Source organism: Nostoc sp., from assembly GCF_036919595.1.
Classification (GTDB): Bacteria; Cyanobacteriota; Cyanobacteriia; order Cyanobacteriales; family Nostocaceae; genus Nostoc.
In genome coordinates, this window is sequence record NZ_JBALCO010000063.1 from 60,931 (window position 1) to 75,630 (window position 14,700).

Sequence of the window (14,700 nt, forward strand, 5' to 3'; positions counted from 1 at the left end):
ATTGGGTAATTTATTTGTTAGAAGTCCCAATATCCCCCACTCAGTTAAGGTGCAAGGGCATTACCCCGAATTAAGCTAGCAATGGTTTTGGCAGTAATTTTCAGTTGGGTGATGGGATTAGCTGGGACAACTGTCTTATACAGATAGCTATCAAATGTTAGCCGCTGAACATCGAGGTCATCGCACATTTCCACAAACGCCTCGCGGGTGGCGTTGGAACGATAGAACACACTTTGCAGAATGTCCAGCACCTTGTAAGTGAGTCCATATTTTTTATCCCAACGCTTCAGATAAACCTTGAGGTCATCTTCTGTAGGAATACGGCTACCACTGTTAGATGCTTCGACAATAGTTTCGGCACACATCCGCCCAGATTTAGCAGCAAAATAAATACCTTCACCAGAGGACTTGGTAACGTAACCAGCAGCATCTCCCACCAAAGCGATGCGACCAACAACACGACGGGGACGGGGATGTTCAGGAATGGGGTGCGCTTCTACTTTGATGATTTTACCGCCTGCGAGTTTCTCGGAAGCACGGGCGCGGATACCAGCTTGTAACTGTTTGATGCTGGCTTTATTAACCTGCATTGTGCCAGTACCGACAGCTACGTGGTCATATTTGGGGAAAACCCAAGCGTAGAAGTCAGTAGAAACGTCATCGCCGACATACATTTCGGCGAGGTCGTTATAGTAGGCCATTTTGTCTTCGGGTAAGCGAATTCGCTCTTGGAAAGCGATCGCATAATTGTAATCCCCAGCGTCCATTTCTTTAGCAACGCGAGAATTAGCCCCATCCGCCCCAATGATTAGATCCACCTTCAGGGTTTTGGCAATACCCTGTGATATACCTTCTGTATGGTCAACGTAATGAATGGTATAGGGGTCAGTATTGTTTCCTGGTATATCGAGTTTATGAACAGTAGCATTAATTAAATTTGCGCCTACTTTTGCCGCGCGATCGCGCAAAAAGCCATCCAGCACTTCCCGGCGGCACATTCCTATATATTCATCTTCATTTACCAAATTGATATCAACCTCCCGATTAGAAGGCGAAATCATTTTCATCTTCCTGACACGGCGATCGATAATCTCTGGTGGTAAGTCAAATTCACTCACCATACATAGAGGAATTGCACCCCCGCAAGGCTTCGCATTGTCTAGCTTCCGCTCAAACAAGTAGGTTTCAATCCCAGAGGCTGCCAGTGTTTCTGCAGCAGATGAACCAGCAGGGCCTGACCCAATAACAGCAACCCGTAGTGTCAAAGGTCTTTCTCCCAATCTTCACATTTACCGAGAGCATACTACCACGGTCTTTCTAGTGATTTGGCGCTTTACCTTCAGGTTTCTGCACAAATGCAATATTCCTTAATGTTTCGATACGAAAAGCGAGATGGGGGATGGATTGCATTTATCACTGGGAATCATAACAACTCATTTAGCTTGAAGCGTAAGTTTTACCCCACCCTAACCCTCCCCTTATAAAGGGGAGGGAACTAGTACCGCAAGGCGGAATTCAAAATTCAAAATGACGCTCGCGGACTCGCTAACGCTGCGCTAACAAAATTAAAAATGAATACAGCGTAAGCGTTTCGTTGATTTGGAATGGGTGGTTTATTTCCGCCGTGTTGTACTAGATTTCTTTTTTCCCCCCTTTCTAAGGGGGGATTAAGGGGGGTAATTCGACTTGTGTATACAACCAGAGAGGTTAATTTCCTTACTCGCCATGCCCAAATTTGTGCGATCGCATTTACCAGTGGGAATCATAACAAACAGATTCACCACAGTAAATACCCAATGGCTTACCAAAACATTACAGGCTCCCTTTCCCCAGCAGATATCCAAGAAATTAAAGCAGCCTTTGCGACTATCGAAGCAAAGATGCCTTTTCTCGTGACTCTGAGTGTGGAAGAACGACGCAAGTTATTTAAGATGGGCGATAAAAGCCTAGCCTTTGTCAACACTAGCCTGACTTCTGCCTAGTCTAACCGAGACATTTTACCAGCCAGTTTTGATGTAGAGGAATTTGTGCGGGATTATCAATTAGCCGCAACCCTCACCGAACTGTTGATTAAACTGCAACAACTGACAGAACAAGTAGATGATACCCTAATGGCAGTTGGCAGCGAAGCAATGGGTAGCAGCTTAACAGTTTACGACTACGTGAAGACTGCTGCTAAGAAAACTCCGGGATTAAAAACGATTGCTGAACAATTAGGGGAAAGGTTTAAAGCTATTAAAAGTAAACCTGCTAAAACTAACTCTGATTCATAGGCAAATATTGCCATTCGGTTCATAGCCTTTCTCGCTTGCGTCAAATACAACCATTCGTAGGGGCACAGCATTGCTGTGCCCCTACCGCGTATCTGGTGTACTGCATTCTAACAATAAGTGCTGTAGTCTTTGAACTTCGTGAATGAGTAGTTAAACCTCATTAATGAGTCTTTAATACTCGTGGACGAGTCTTTAATACTCGTCCACGAGTATTAAAGACTCGCGGACGAGTCTTTGATACTCGCGGACGAGTCTTTGATACTCGTGGATGAGTCTTTGATACTCGTAGACGAGTCTTTGATACTCGTGGACGAGTCTTTGATACTTGTGAATGCAGATCGCCTACCACTTGTTGAAACCAAGTTGCATTCTCAATCAGGAATTACGGATTGCAAGGTTGTTATTAGATTCGTAACAGCTTGTAATCTGCCACCTTGCTCCAAACATGGTCACAACTCCCCACCACCGCAGCAAGCCTTCTGGCTTTCTCCTTTATGCTTTAGCTTTTATCCTTTCTTTCCTCCTTTGTCTACCTTGGGTTAGCGCCAAAGAAACCCCCAAACCTAAACCCCAAGATTGGCAAATTAACGGTATAGTAGCAGCCCTTGATGATAGAGACGACAAAGTTAAGGTATATGCTCTGAACAAATTAGTTAAATACGATCTCAAAGATTTTAAATTTGTGGGCAAGAAACTGGAGGATGTTGCTCAAAAAGCTGCCAAAATCCTCAAGGATAAATCCGTTGATAAAGATGTTCGTTTCGGTGCAGCATGGGCATTGGCAAATCTGGGGGAGGCTGCCAAACCCTACGTCAAAGACATCGCTGACATTTTCAAGGATAAATCCGTTAACCCCAATCTTCGTAGAGATGCAGCAATAGCATTGGGAAATCTGGGGGAGGCTACCAAACCCTACGTCAAAGACATCGCTGACATCCTCAAGGATAAATCCGTTGATAAAGATGTTCGTTTCGGTGCTATAAATGCAGCAGTGACATTGGGGAAAATAGAACAACTCAACTTAAATAATATTGTGGTAATTCTGGATAGCGTCTATTACCCAGATCAATTAGAAGTACAGTGGCGATTTTTAACCTATTTCCTTGCTGGTGGTACTGACGATGTGAAAACGCTGCTTACATGGCTTGGTAAGCCTAAAGCAATTCCTCGTGAAATAAAATACGAAGACGGGAAGAAAACACTGGAGGTTTTTCGCAAAGCTTGGGAACCCAGTCAAAAACTGCCATAATTACGAAAAGACTTAGCAAGGCAAATCGCCGAGGTTGCAAGAAAAGTTAAATGGCAACCACAAGATATTTTTATCCTAGAAACTCACCGCAACAATCTCCAAGAAATTGCATACAACGAAGCTGATTCACTGCAATCAGTCATAGTTAACCTCAAGGGTTGGCAGTGGTTTTTCAAAGCCATAAACATCATCATCGCTCACATTGCCTTTTGGCTTGTCCTGATTTTTGCCTACCCCAAATTTCCCCAAGTCCAAGCCATCTTCTTCTGGAACCCTTGTGTACGCCGGATTCTCGGTGTCGGCTATGTCGGCTTTCTCCTCACCTGGGTTCCTTTCTTCCGGCGCAAACTGTTTGAGCCGTTCAAACCTTCCCTATTAGCCGATGCTGACTTAGATAATTTTAATGACCAATCATACTTCCTAAAATCTAAAGTCAAAGTTACCGTCTCAGGAGACACCCAGCTAATTACCAAAGCCTTACCCAGTATTCAAGGACAAATTATCTTAGAAAGTGAGTCTGGCTTAGGCAAATCGATGTTTCTCCGTCATCTGTTGCAAAACTCCCAGCGCATAGTCGTTTATCTCCCCGCCCAGAAATGTCATAAAGGCGTAATTGAAGCCATCCAAGACAAGCTACACGGCCAAGCCTAAGATGCCGGCTTCCTGAAAAACCTGATTTACAGTGGTGCGATAGATATCTGTATCGACGGACTCAACGAAGTCACCGCCGACACACGCGCCAAAATCGTCAACTTTGTCGAAAGCTATTTCCGGGGCGACATTATTATGACTACCCAGCCTTTAGAGTGGACACCACCCTCAACAGCAAAAACATACTACTTGCAACCCCTTGAGTCACCACAAATTAAAGAATTTTTGATTGGCCGCCAGCCGCGACTGCCCAAAGATGCCCAAGTTCAAGGTGCTAATTACAAAAAAGCTTACACTAACTACCTCGAAGAAGCCCTGAATAACCAGCAGCCTAAACAAGAGTTAGATGCAGCCCGCCGAATTCTTTCTAACCCAATGGATTTAACTGTGGTAGCGCTGATGTTATCACAAGGCGAATCTCCTAACTTATTTAGCCTGCAAGAACAGCAATACAATTTGATAGCAGCAGAATACCAGCGAAAATGGAATCAAGAATTTCCATTAACGAGATTTTCAACCGCCGTCTATCAAATACGACTCGACGACAAACAAGCCTTACCCGCCGATGAATTTTATCAAGTGTTGCAATCTTTGGAAGATGAAAAATATAAAATGGTAGTCAGCCGTAAGTGGAAAGATCAAAAAGGTGAAGATAAGACAGAATGGTGCTTCCGCCACGATAAAATTATGGACTTCTTCTTAGTGCAGAACTTTTTGGGCGAAAGTGATGCCGCCAAAGGACTATTAGTTGATAGAATGGGCGATCCGCGTTTTTATGGCGTTTATTTGTTGCTAACAACCTTACTTAAGATAGATGCAGCCGAAGAACTGCAGAAAAAATTGATTCAATACGCCGCCGATACTAGAGACAATACGGTGAGTAATACTTTTGTGCAGTTATTGCGAACTAGGATAAGTTTGCATGGAGTATAGAGCATTTAGTGCGTGCTGAAAAGTAGAGCCTAAATCTTGTTCATCTATAAATAACTATGTATGGTATATGTAAGACACAGTAATCCTACCAAGGATCTGTAGATTTAGTTGCAGAGGTACAGCAGCAGTGGGCATAGTAGTTGAGAACGTCTCCAAACAATTCGGGAGTTTCAAAGCAGTTGATCAGGTTAGCCTGGAAATTAAGAGTGGTTCGCTAGTTGCGTTGCTTGGGCCATCAGGATCGGGTAAATCTACACTATTACGGTTAATTTCAGGTTTAGAAATGCCAGATAGCGGCAAAATCCTGCTTACTGGTAAGGACGCTACATATCAAAGCGTGCAACAACGCAATATTGGCTTTGTATTTCAGCACTATGCTCTATTTAAGCATTTGACCGTCAGGCAGAATATTGCTTTTGGCTTAGAAATTCGTAAGGCACAGCCAAAGAAAATTAAGGGGCGGGTAGAACAATTACTGGAATTGGTGCAATTGAGTGGACTAGGCGATCGCTATCCATCACAGCTTTCTGGTGGTCAAAGACAACGGGTAGCATTAGCAAGGGCATTGGCAGTGGAACCAGAAGTATTATTGCTAGATGAACCCTTTGGCGCACTTGATGCTAAAGTTCGCAAAGACCTACGGGCATGGTTACGCCACCTCCATGATGAAGTTCATGTTACCACGGTTTTTGTCACCCACGACCAAGAGGAAGCAATGGAAGTCTCCGATGAAGTTGTGGTCATGAATAAAGGGCGTGTGGAACAGGTGGGGACACCAGCAGAAATTTACGATAATCCTGCCACCGCATTTGTAATGAGCTTCATTGGCCCAGTGAACGTATTACCTAGCACCTCGAAGATTTTTCAAAGTAGTGGGTTTGATACGCCACACCCACAAGTATTTTTGCGCCCGCAAGATGTGATTTTGGAAAAAGTTGCCAACGGTACCACTACACCTGCAACAGTGAGTCGGTTGGTACATTTGGGTTGGGAAATTCAGGTGGAATTAACTTTCGATGATGGACAAGTAGTGACGGCGCATTTAACACGCGATCGCTTTAATGACTTAAAGTTAGAAGCGAAACAGCGAGTATATGTGAAGCCAAAGGACGCGAAGTCCTTCCCACTGTCTTATTTAGTTTAATTTACAGTGTGTAAGTATTTATACTTGCTAGTTGATATCGCAGCAAAAAAGTGTTGCCATCATCTTTGGCTAATCCACCAGTAGGCTGTGTAATTGTAGATGCTGATGAGATAGTTTCACAAGCATATACGCGCGCACCAGGACAGTATCATGCTGAGGCTGGTGTGCTGGCTTTTCACTCATTTCTTGTGAGGAATTTATTTAATCCTCTAACATTTGACTTTCTACTATATCACAGGCTTATATTTGCCCCTACTAACAACGAGTAAAAGCAAACTTAATTTGATAGCCCTTATCGATTCTAACTTTGGTTTGCCGTCCTACAGCTACATTTCTGGCACGCGCTATCAAAGTTGTGTTGATGCCGAAAACCGAATTCACTGGTTTTGTACACGCATCTATTGTATCTGGAGTTATATCTACATTTTTTACCCATCCATTTGAAAAGCCGGCAGCAAACGTTGCGTTTGGATCATTACTAGAATTTGGAACATCTTTGCCTTGAAACACTAATCTAACTCTTAGGTCAGCACTGCCTCCCTGAGGCACATTTGCAAAGCCAACATACCTGATATTAATTGGCTTAACTTTGTACCCAATAGGCACATTAAGACCGATCCTCAGATTGCAAGATTTTGATACAACCTTAGGAGGTAAAGCTGTAGCCTCAAATGAAGGTAAAGTTACAGATAGAGTATCTCCATTCAAAGTTGCTTGGGGATTTACCGACGGGCAGCCATTTCCGAAAAGAGTTATTGGAACTGCTTGAAACTGAAATCCTTGTGGTTGAGCCTGTACCTGAGATAAACCTACAAGATTTAAACTCAGTAACGTCAAACTGGAAATAAGAGTGCTTAGGACTTTCATGTTAACGACTCCGCGAAAATGTGTAATTTTTTGTGCATATTAGCTGCAACTTAAAATTACGTAGTATTAGTCTATGAAAATAAATCTTACCCAGCAGCATTTTTTGGGTTTGGGGATTTATAGCAATTCTTAAATGTGTGCAATCCGCTCCGGTTAAGGGAGACATAAATAGAAAAAGACAATAAATTTATGACTCTTAAATTAGTTATCAGCGCATTTCACTTATTTGAAAATTGCTATTACAATGAGTCTCTAATCAATAATAAATCACATGATAACTACATTCTATCTATCAAAAGATATATGTTTTCTAATTATGATTTCGTTCAATTTTTAGTTTATATCAAACAGCAAAGATAAGAAATATAATTCTATGATAGCTTATCAGCTTTTTTGTCAATACTGTTTCTGAACAAAGACAATCAAAGATTTCTTCAAATTGCTCTAAAGAAATCTTTCGATAACTTTGTAAAGCAGCTTTAGAGGATGTTTTAAAAGTCTCAGAAGGTATAACTTTCTGGTTCTGACTTGGATCAATTACAACGAAAAAACAAGGTTTCACTCATCTAGTGAGATGCTTTGCTGTGCTCACTATGAGAGTAAAAGACCCTTTTAAAACATCCTTTTAGAGGGATCAACTTTTCAGAAAAATTCAATGCAAAACTTACTATACATTTAAAAAAGCTAACAAGGATTAAAATCAAACTTGATTTGGAACAATACAGGGCCGATTGTTGTATCTATTGTATCAATTCGGATTTGGGTTTCTTGACCTACAGGTATACCTTTAGCTCTTGCCGTCAGAATTGAATTGATACCAAAAATCGAACTCACTGGGTTCTTACATGCATTTATTGTACCTAATGTAATACCGACATCTTTACTCCAAACATCTGAGAATGCAGGCTTAAATGTTGCGTTTGGATTATTGCTAGTTGGAACTTCTTGACCTTGAAAGAGTATTTTAACGTTCAGGTCAGCACTGCCTGCTTGAGGCACATCTGCAAAGCCCATATACTTGACGTTAATCGGCTGAACGTTAAATCCAGAAGGTACATTAAGACCGATCCGCAGATTGCAGGATTTAGATACAACCTTAGGAGGTGAAGCTAAAGCTTCAAACTCAGAAAATGTTATTGAAAGAGTATCTCCATTCAAAATTCCTTCTGCTGTTCCCCGTGGGCAACCATTTCCGAGAAGAGTTACTGGAACTTTTTGAAACGTAAATCCTTCTTGTTCTTGAGCCTGTACCTGAGATAAACCTACAACATTTAAACTCAGTAGCGTCAAACTAGAAATCAGACCACTCAAAACTTTCATATTTAAGGACTCTGTTAAAACGTGTAATCTCCTGTGCATATTAGCTGCAACTGAAAACTTCATAAGATACTTCTACAGAAAAAACTTTACCTAGCAGCCTCTTTAGGTTTTGGGGATTTATAGCAGTTCTTAATTGTGTGCAATACGCTCTAGTTAAAGGAGACAGAAATAAAAAAACAATGAATTTCTGTCTCTTAAATTATTTATCAGCGTATTTCAATGATTTGATAATTACTATTTTGTTGTCAATATTATTTCTCAAGACAAAGAGTCAAAGATTTATTCAAAGCGATTGGAAGAAATCTTTCGAGAAGTTGGAAAAGCAGCTTTTGTGACAAATTAAATGCAAAACTTAACTTTGCATTTAAAAAACCTAACAAGGAGTAAAAGCAAACTTGATTTGAAACAATACAGGACCGATTGTTGTGTCGATTGTATCAATTCGGATTTGGGTTTCTTGACCTACAGGTATACCTCTAGCTCTTGCCGTCAGATTTGTATTGATACCAAAAATCGAACTCACTGGATTCTTACATGCATTTATTGTGCCTAATATAATACCGACATCTTTGCTCCAAACATCTGAGAAGCCAGTCTTAAACGTTGCGTTTGGATTATTGTTAGTTGGAATTTGTTCACCTTGAAAGAGTATTTTAACGTTTAGGTCAGCACTGCCTGCTTGAGGCACATCTGCAAAGCCAATATACTTGACGTTAATCGGCTGAACGTTCACTCCAGAAGGTACATTAAGACCGATCCGCAGATTGCAGGATTTAGATACAACCTTAGGAGGTGAAGCTAAAGCTTCAAACTCAGAAAATGTTATTGAAAGAGTATCTCCATTCAAAATTCCCTCTGCTGTTCCCGCTGGGCAACCATTTCCTAAAAGAGTTACTGGAACTTTTTGAAATTCAAATCCTTTTGATTGAGCCTGTACCTGAGATAAACCCACAACATTCAAACTCAGTAGCGTCAAACTAGAAATCAGACCCGTTAAAATTTTCATATTTAAGGACTCCGCAAAAACGTGTAGTTTCCTGTGCACATTAGCTGCCATTTCAAATTCCTAAAATACTTTTACACAAAGAAATTTTACCCAGCAGCCTCTTTGGGGTTTGGGTATTTATAGCAATTCTTAGATGTGTGCAATACGCTAAAGAAGACAGAACTAGAAAAAATTAATTTCTGGCTCTGAAATTATTTATCAGCGTATTTCACTTATCAGAAAAGAATTTAGGAGTCAGGAGTCAGAATTGTCTAATTGAATTGTTTACGACTGGCGGATAGCGTAGCGTTAGCGAATCCACGAGCGTCTGAGTAAATGGGTTTAAGACCCCCACTAAATCTTTTGGTACATCCGCTACGCAAACGATTTAGTGGTCAACAAGAAAGTGGTGGGTCTGAATCCCACACTAATGAATTCTCACTCCTAAATTCTGACTTCTGTATATTTCTTCAATTGAGAACTGTTATCACCATAATGTGTCAATTATTACAATAAGTTACATGAGAAGTATATTCTATCTATCTAAAGACATATTTTTTGCAAATTTTGACAACTTCTTGTGAGAAAGTACGTAGACGCACAGCGGTGAGACAGCGCTTTTGGTAGGGTTCCCCCCGTTGTAGCAACTATCATCAAGGGCAGGTGACAGCAAACCTGATAGCCAGTCTACACGCTACTCAGAGTTGCTAACGCTTCTCTACCAGACGCCTAAGGGACGCTATCGAACTCAGGGCTTGTCGTCAGACATTGCTCTTACCTAAGATCCTCTCAACGGTGGTAACATTTCCAAAACTGCAATACTCAAATCAGCAAACTGTAAAGGTGAAATAGTCGCATCTTCTAATTCTCTAAAATCTGGATTTCATCAAGTTGATTAATCACCACATCCGCACCTCGGACGTTATCCGACTTACCCACCCAAGTGATACCAATACAACCTGCGGCTTTAGCATTACGCGCCATTTGCATATCACCAACTGAATCACCCACCATCAATGTAGCGCCTGGTTCCACTTCCAAGGCTTCACAAGCTTGCAAAAATAGCACTGGATCTGGTTTACTGGGCCCCTCATCTACTCCCATTTCCAACTGGATATAATCACTTAATTGGTGATTCGCTACAAAGTTATGTACTTCTTTAGTTGTTGCAGCTGAGAGGATGCCAAGTTTCAAACCCCCTTCCCGTAGGTATTTCAATAAGTCTAAGCTACCCACAAACAGCGGTGAAGGAGTTTGTTCAATGTATTTCTCCGCTTCATCCAAAGCTTGACGGGCTATTTTTAAGGACTCAAACCATTCTCTTCCAGTTTCGGCAATATATGCCGCAGATGCAACTTCTGTTTCGCGGCGACTCGCCACCGCTATCAAACCTGCTGGATTTAGGCTACTACCATTGACGCCAAATGCCATTAATAGCGGTTCCCCAATACCAGGAATTTGAGCATCTATCAACCTCGCTGCCCTTTGTGCGAGCGATCGCAAATATGTTTCTGAATCTTCCAGAGTACCATTTTTGTCAAATAAAATTGCCTGGATATTATCAAAAGTAATGTTTCCACATTTAATAGTTGCCACAATATTTTACCCCACTTATTTAGTTATCTGTAATCAGTTATCAGTTATGAGTTTTTATTGCTAACTTTGGCCAATTCTCCACATAAAAAAAGAGGGGAAAACCCTCTTTATATAATGATTTAATACTCTTACTTAAAGACAAGTAAAACTATAAATGTATTATTGTTCAATCGCTGCTGGAATTTCCTCTTCAGTTTCCGTCGCTGATGGAATCTCTTCTTCAAGTTCTGCAGCTGCTGGAATTTCCTCTTCAGTTTCCGTCGCTGGTGGAATCTCTTCTTCAAGTTCTGCGGCTGGTGGAATCTCTTCTTCAAGTTCTGCGGCTGGTGGAATCTCTTCTTCTGCAACAGCTTCCCCAGTTGCAGCAGGCGTAGCAGTAGCACTTTGTTGCTTGGCTAAGAGTTGTTCACGATACTTAGCAGCCATTTCTTCTGCCTTATCGTAGACCAAATCCCGATTCTTAATCATGTCTCCGGGTTCGGGTTCTAGCTGCTTGGTAGATAGGGAAATCCGACCCCTTTCTGCATCCAAGTCAATGATCATAACTTTCACTTCATCATTGACATTGAATACGCTATGAGGTGTATCAATATGTTCGTGGGAAATCTCAGAAATGTGTAGTAGTCCACTGACGCCGCCAATGTCGATGAAAGCACCGTAGGGCTTGATGCCACGAACTGTACCAATTACTACTTCACCAACTTCTAGGCGGTTCATCTTCCGCTCAACCAGCGCCCGACGGTGAGATAGAACTAGGCGGTTACGTTCTTCGTCCACCTCTAAGAATTTCAATGGCAGATCTTCGCCTACCAATTCTTCTTTAGGTTTGCGGGTACTGATGTGGGAACCAGGGATAAAGCCACGTAATCCCTCAATCCGTACTAATGCTCCGCCGCGATTGGTTGCAAACACACCAGAACGCACAGTAGCATCTTCTGCTTGCAACTGTCGCACGCGCTCCCAAGCCCGCATATATTCAATCCGGCGAATGGAAAGAGTTAATTGACCATCTTCGTTTTCATCGGTAAGAATGAAAAATTCCCGCGTTTCGTTTGACTGTAAGACTTCTTCCGGGCTATCTACCCGGTTAATAGACATTTCTTGTATAGGTATATATGCTGCGGTTTTAGCACCAATGTCAATCAGAGCGCCGCGCGGCTCTATACTGAAAACTGTTCCTGGGACAACATCACCAGGGCTAAAATGATAGTCGTATTTGTCAAGTAGAGCAGCGAAATCTTCGTGAGTAAATCCAATTTCTGTAGCGGTTAAATTCTGATTGACCATGCTTATTTGTTCCCGGTTCTAGTCTCCGTAAAGGTTGTGCCACAAGTGCGATGTATGTTATACAAGCAGTTTCATGGCAGCTTACATAACACATCCTTTTTCATCCTAGCGCAGAAAAGCTAGTATTAACACATATCTACTCCCAAGATTGGGAATTATATCACAATATTAAAATGGTTGGTCATTTACTTGGTAGTTAAAACCAACAAAGGACAAAAACAATAATATCCGTTGCTACCACAATTAGTAACAACGGATACTAAAATTAAATCCGCTTCCAGGTCTGGTAATAGGCTCTACTTATCTTTTGGTTTTTCAAAGCGAGGTGGTTCGCGAAATGCGATCGCAAAGAAGAGAGTACCTATACACAGAGTAAAAATCAAGATGTACGCAACGCTTTCCATATTTATAAGTTCCTGCCTATCGAGCCAGTAATTAAAGTTTTTAGTGCTGAGTCAGAGCCTTAACTCTCAACTGTGGACTCATGACTCAGCATTGAAATTAAAGGGCTTCCTTGCGGCGGGTTGATTTGTCACCCACTTTCTGGAACAGACCCCACTCAACTTGCTCTTCTAGATCCGCATCAACACCAGCAAACACGTCTCGGTAGATTGTCCGAGCGCCATGCCAGAGATGACCAAAGAAGAACAACAGAGCAAATACGGCGTGTCCAAAGGTAAACCAACCTCTAGGGCTGGTGCGGAATACACCATCAGAGTTCAAGGTTTCCCGGTCAAATTCAAAGATTTCACCGCCTTGAGCCTTACGGGCATACTTCTTCACATCAGCTGGTTCTGTAAAGGTCTTACCGTTTAGATCACCACCGTAGAAACTGACAGTGACACCAGATTGCTCAAAGCTGTACTTAGATTCTGCTCGACGGAAGGGAATGTCAGCGCGGACAATTCCATCTGCATCGGTCAAAATCACTGGGAAGGTTTCAAAGAAGTTGGGGAGACGACGCACGGTCAATTCCCGTCCTTCAGAATCTTTGAATACGCCGTGACCTTGCCAAGATTGGGCAATCCCATCACCCTTGACCATAGGCCCTGTACGGAATAGACCGCCTTTAGCGGGGCTATTACCGACATAATCATAGAAAGCCAGCTTTTCGGGAATCCCCGACCAAGCTTGGTCAAGGGTTGCACCTTGGGCAACGTTTGTTTGGACGCGACGCTGAATTTCTTGACGGAAGTAACTCTGATCCCATTGGTAGCGGGTAGGGCCAAACAATTCGATTGGAGTGGCGGCGTTACCGTACCACATAGTACCAGCAACAACGAAAGCAGCAAAGAAGACTGCTGCAATACTGCTAGAAAGTACTGTTTCAATGTTCCCCATCCGTAGGGCTTTGTAGAGCCGTTCGGGGGGTCTGACTGTGAGGTGGAATAAGCCTGCAATAATACCAACAACACCAGCAGCAATGTGGTGAGCCGCAATACCACCAGGGTTATATGGGTTAAAACCATCTGGCCCCCATTCCGGTGCTACCCCCTGGGCAGCCCCAGTAATTCCATAAGCGTCAGAAACCCAAATCCCTGGGCCAAATAGTCCGGTAACGTGAAAAGCACCAAAGCCAAAACAAAGTAGACCAGATAAGAACAGGTGAATGCCAAACATTTTTGGCAAGTCTAGGGCGGGTTCACCAGTGCGGGGATCTCTAAAGAGTTCCAAATCCCAGTAAACCCAGTGCCATACGGCGGCTAGGAACAAAAGACCTGAAAGAACAATGTGAGCCGCAGCAACGCCTTCAAATGACCAGAAGCCAGGATCAGTTGCTGGACCACCAGTAACGTTCCAGCCACCCCAAGATTGGGTGACGCCCAAACGTGACATGAAGGGCAGGACGAACATCCCTTGACGCCACATCGGGTTGAGAATCGGATCGCTAGGGTCAAAAACAGCTAGTTCGTAGAGTGCCATCGAACCAGCCCAGCCTGCTACTAAGGCTGTGTGCATCAGGTGTACAGAAATCAGTCGCCCTGGATCATTCAGAACGACTGTATGTACTCGGTACCAGGGTAGTCCCATTGACTACGCTCCTCCTCGATGAGTTAGTTTACAAAGCAATTTTCTTACTGAGATTCTGATAAACGAAAGTCGCCACTCAGAAAACTCTCTCTTGTTTTTTGTTATTGCCAGAGCCAGAGTTTCACCACAGCTTAGTCTTATAAGTCAGACAGCGTGGGAGATGAGGCAATGCTTACTCGCTTCGGGAGGTTTACCTTGTAGGGTAGCCACCGCCAAGCAAAAATGAGAATGTTTTAAAAAGTGTAACTATTGATGGAATTGTTTGCAAGCGTGTAAATTGATGCGATCGCGTAGCATCTCCAAGTTTTTTCGCTACCAATACCCATCATAGATTAAATTTGCTTATTTTTTCTTTACGAAGAGG

Annotated in this window: 10 protein-coding genes and 2 pseudogenes; 4 read left to right on the top strand and 8 right to left on the bottom strand. The window is 42.5% G+C overall.

Annotated features, from left to right (window positions below; all coding sequences use genetic code 11):
- Positions 1 to 44: 44 nt before the first annotated feature.
- A complete protein-coding gene (chlP, locus tag V7K21_RS08055) occupies positions 45 to 1,265 on the bottom strand; it encodes a geranylgeranyl reductase (RefSeq protein ID WP_335173138.1) in 1,221 nt (406 codons plus the stop codon).
- 531 nt (positions 1,266 to 1,796) lie between these two features.
- Between chlP and V7K21_RS08060 the strand changes: the two are divergent.
- From V7K21_RS08060 to V7K21_RS08075, 4 genes and pseudogenes are all read left to right on the top strand, one after another.
- Positions 1,797 to 2,273 (top strand): annotated as a pseudogene (locus tag V7K21_RS08060) (hypothetical protein).
- A 234-nt stretch (positions 2,274 to 2,507) separates the two neighbouring features.
- Complete coding sequence (locus V7K21_RS08065; RefSeq protein WP_335173140.1) at positions 2,508 to 2,816, top strand: hypothetical protein; 309 nt, start codon at positions 2,508 to 2,510, stop codon at positions 2,814 to 2,816.
- Positions 2,817 to 2,991: 175 nt separating this feature from the next.
- Positions 2,992 to 5,106: pseudogene (locus V7K21_RS08070) on the top strand (HEAT repeat domain-containing protein); the annotation flags it as partial.
- Between the two features lie 127 nt (positions 5,107 to 5,233).
- On the top strand, positions 5,234 to 6,250 hold the full coding sequence (locus tag V7K21_RS08075) for a sulfate/molybdate ABC transporter ATP-binding protein (RefSeq protein WP_335173142.1): 1,017 nt from the start codon (positions 5,234 to 5,236) through the stop codon (positions 6,248 to 6,250).
- A 255-nt stretch (positions 6,251 to 6,505) separates the two neighbouring features.
- On the opposite strand, the gene V7K21_RS08080 is transcribed toward V7K21_RS08075, so the two are convergent.
- The 7 genes from V7K21_RS08080 to psbB form a co-directional block, all read right to left on the bottom strand.
- Positions 6,506 to 7,117 carry a DUF4360 domain-containing protein gene (locus tag V7K21_RS08080; protein ID WP_335173144.1) on the bottom strand — a complete coding sequence of 204 codons (612 nt, stop codon included), beginning with the start codon at positions 7,115 to 7,117 and terminating at the stop codon, positions 6,506 to 6,508.
- A gap of 684 nt (positions 7,118 to 7,801) precedes the next feature.
- Positions 7,802 to 8,500, bottom strand: coding sequence for a DUF4360 domain-containing protein (locus tag V7K21_RS08085; RefSeq protein WP_335173146.1), 699 nt, complete (start codon positions 8,498 to 8,500; stop codon positions 7,802 to 7,804).
- Positions 8,501 to 8,810: 310 nt separating this feature from the next.
- The gene (locus V7K21_RS08090) at positions 8,811 to 9,443 is read right to left on the bottom strand and encodes a DUF4360 domain-containing protein (RefSeq protein ID WP_335173148.1); all 633 of its coding nucleotides are present in this window, start codon (positions 9,441 to 9,443) and stop codon (positions 8,811 to 8,813) included.
- Positions 9,444 to 10,283: 840 nt separating this feature from the next.
- Entirely contained in the window at positions 10,284 to 11,018 is a 735-nt protein-coding gene (locus tag V7K21_RS08095; RefSeq protein ID WP_335173150.1) for an HAD family hydrolase, read from the bottom strand.
- Between the two features lie 159 nt (positions 11,019 to 11,177).
- Complete coding sequence (locus V7K21_RS08100) at positions 11,178 to 12,305, bottom strand: 30S ribosomal protein S1 (protein WP_335173152.1); 1,128 nt, start codon at positions 12,303 to 12,305, stop codon at positions 11,178 to 11,180.
- 296 nt (positions 12,306 to 12,601) lie between these two features.
- Entirely contained in the window at positions 12,602 to 12,709 is a 108-nt protein-coding gene (locus tag V7K21_RS08105) for a photosystem II reaction center protein T (RefSeq protein ID WP_084227385.1), read from the bottom strand.
- A 97-nt stretch (positions 12,710 to 12,806) separates the two neighbouring features.
- Positions 12,807 to 14,336 (bottom strand): photosystem II chlorophyll-binding protein CP47, encoded by a 1,530-nt coding sequence (gene psbB / locus V7K21_RS08110; RefSeq protein WP_273763383.1) that lies wholly within the window; start codon positions 14,334 to 14,336, stop codon positions 12,807 to 12,809.
- Between the last annotated feature and the right edge of the window lie 364 nt (positions 14,337 to 14,700).

What these genes read in the sequence shown, in the direction of transcription:
- V7K21_RS08080 (WP_335173144.1), bottom strand. Translation starts at nt 7,117, where the DNA reads ATGAAAGTCCTAAGCACTCTTATTTCCAGTTTGACGTTACTGAGTTTA.
- V7K21_RS08085 (WP_335173146.1), bottom strand. Translation starts at nt 8,500, where the DNA reads ATGAAGTTTTCAGTTGCAGCTAATATGCACAGGAGATTACACGTTTTA.
- V7K21_RS08090 (WP_335173148.1), bottom strand. Translation starts at nt 9,443, where the DNA reads ATGAAAATTTTAACGGGTCTGATTTCTAGTTTGACGCTACTGAGTTTG.
- V7K21_RS08100 (WP_335173152.1), bottom strand. Translation starts at nt 12,305, where the DNA reads ATGGTCAATCAGAATTTAACCGCTACAGAAATTGGATTTACTCACGAA.
- V7K21_RS08105 (WP_084227385.1), bottom strand. Translation starts at nt 12,709, where the DNA reads ATGGAAAGCGTTGCGTACATCTTGATTTTTACTCTGTGTATAGGTACT.
- psbB (WP_273763383.1), bottom strand. Translation starts at nt 14,336, where the DNA reads ATGGGACTACCCTGGTACCGAGTACATACAGTCGTTCTGAATGATCCA.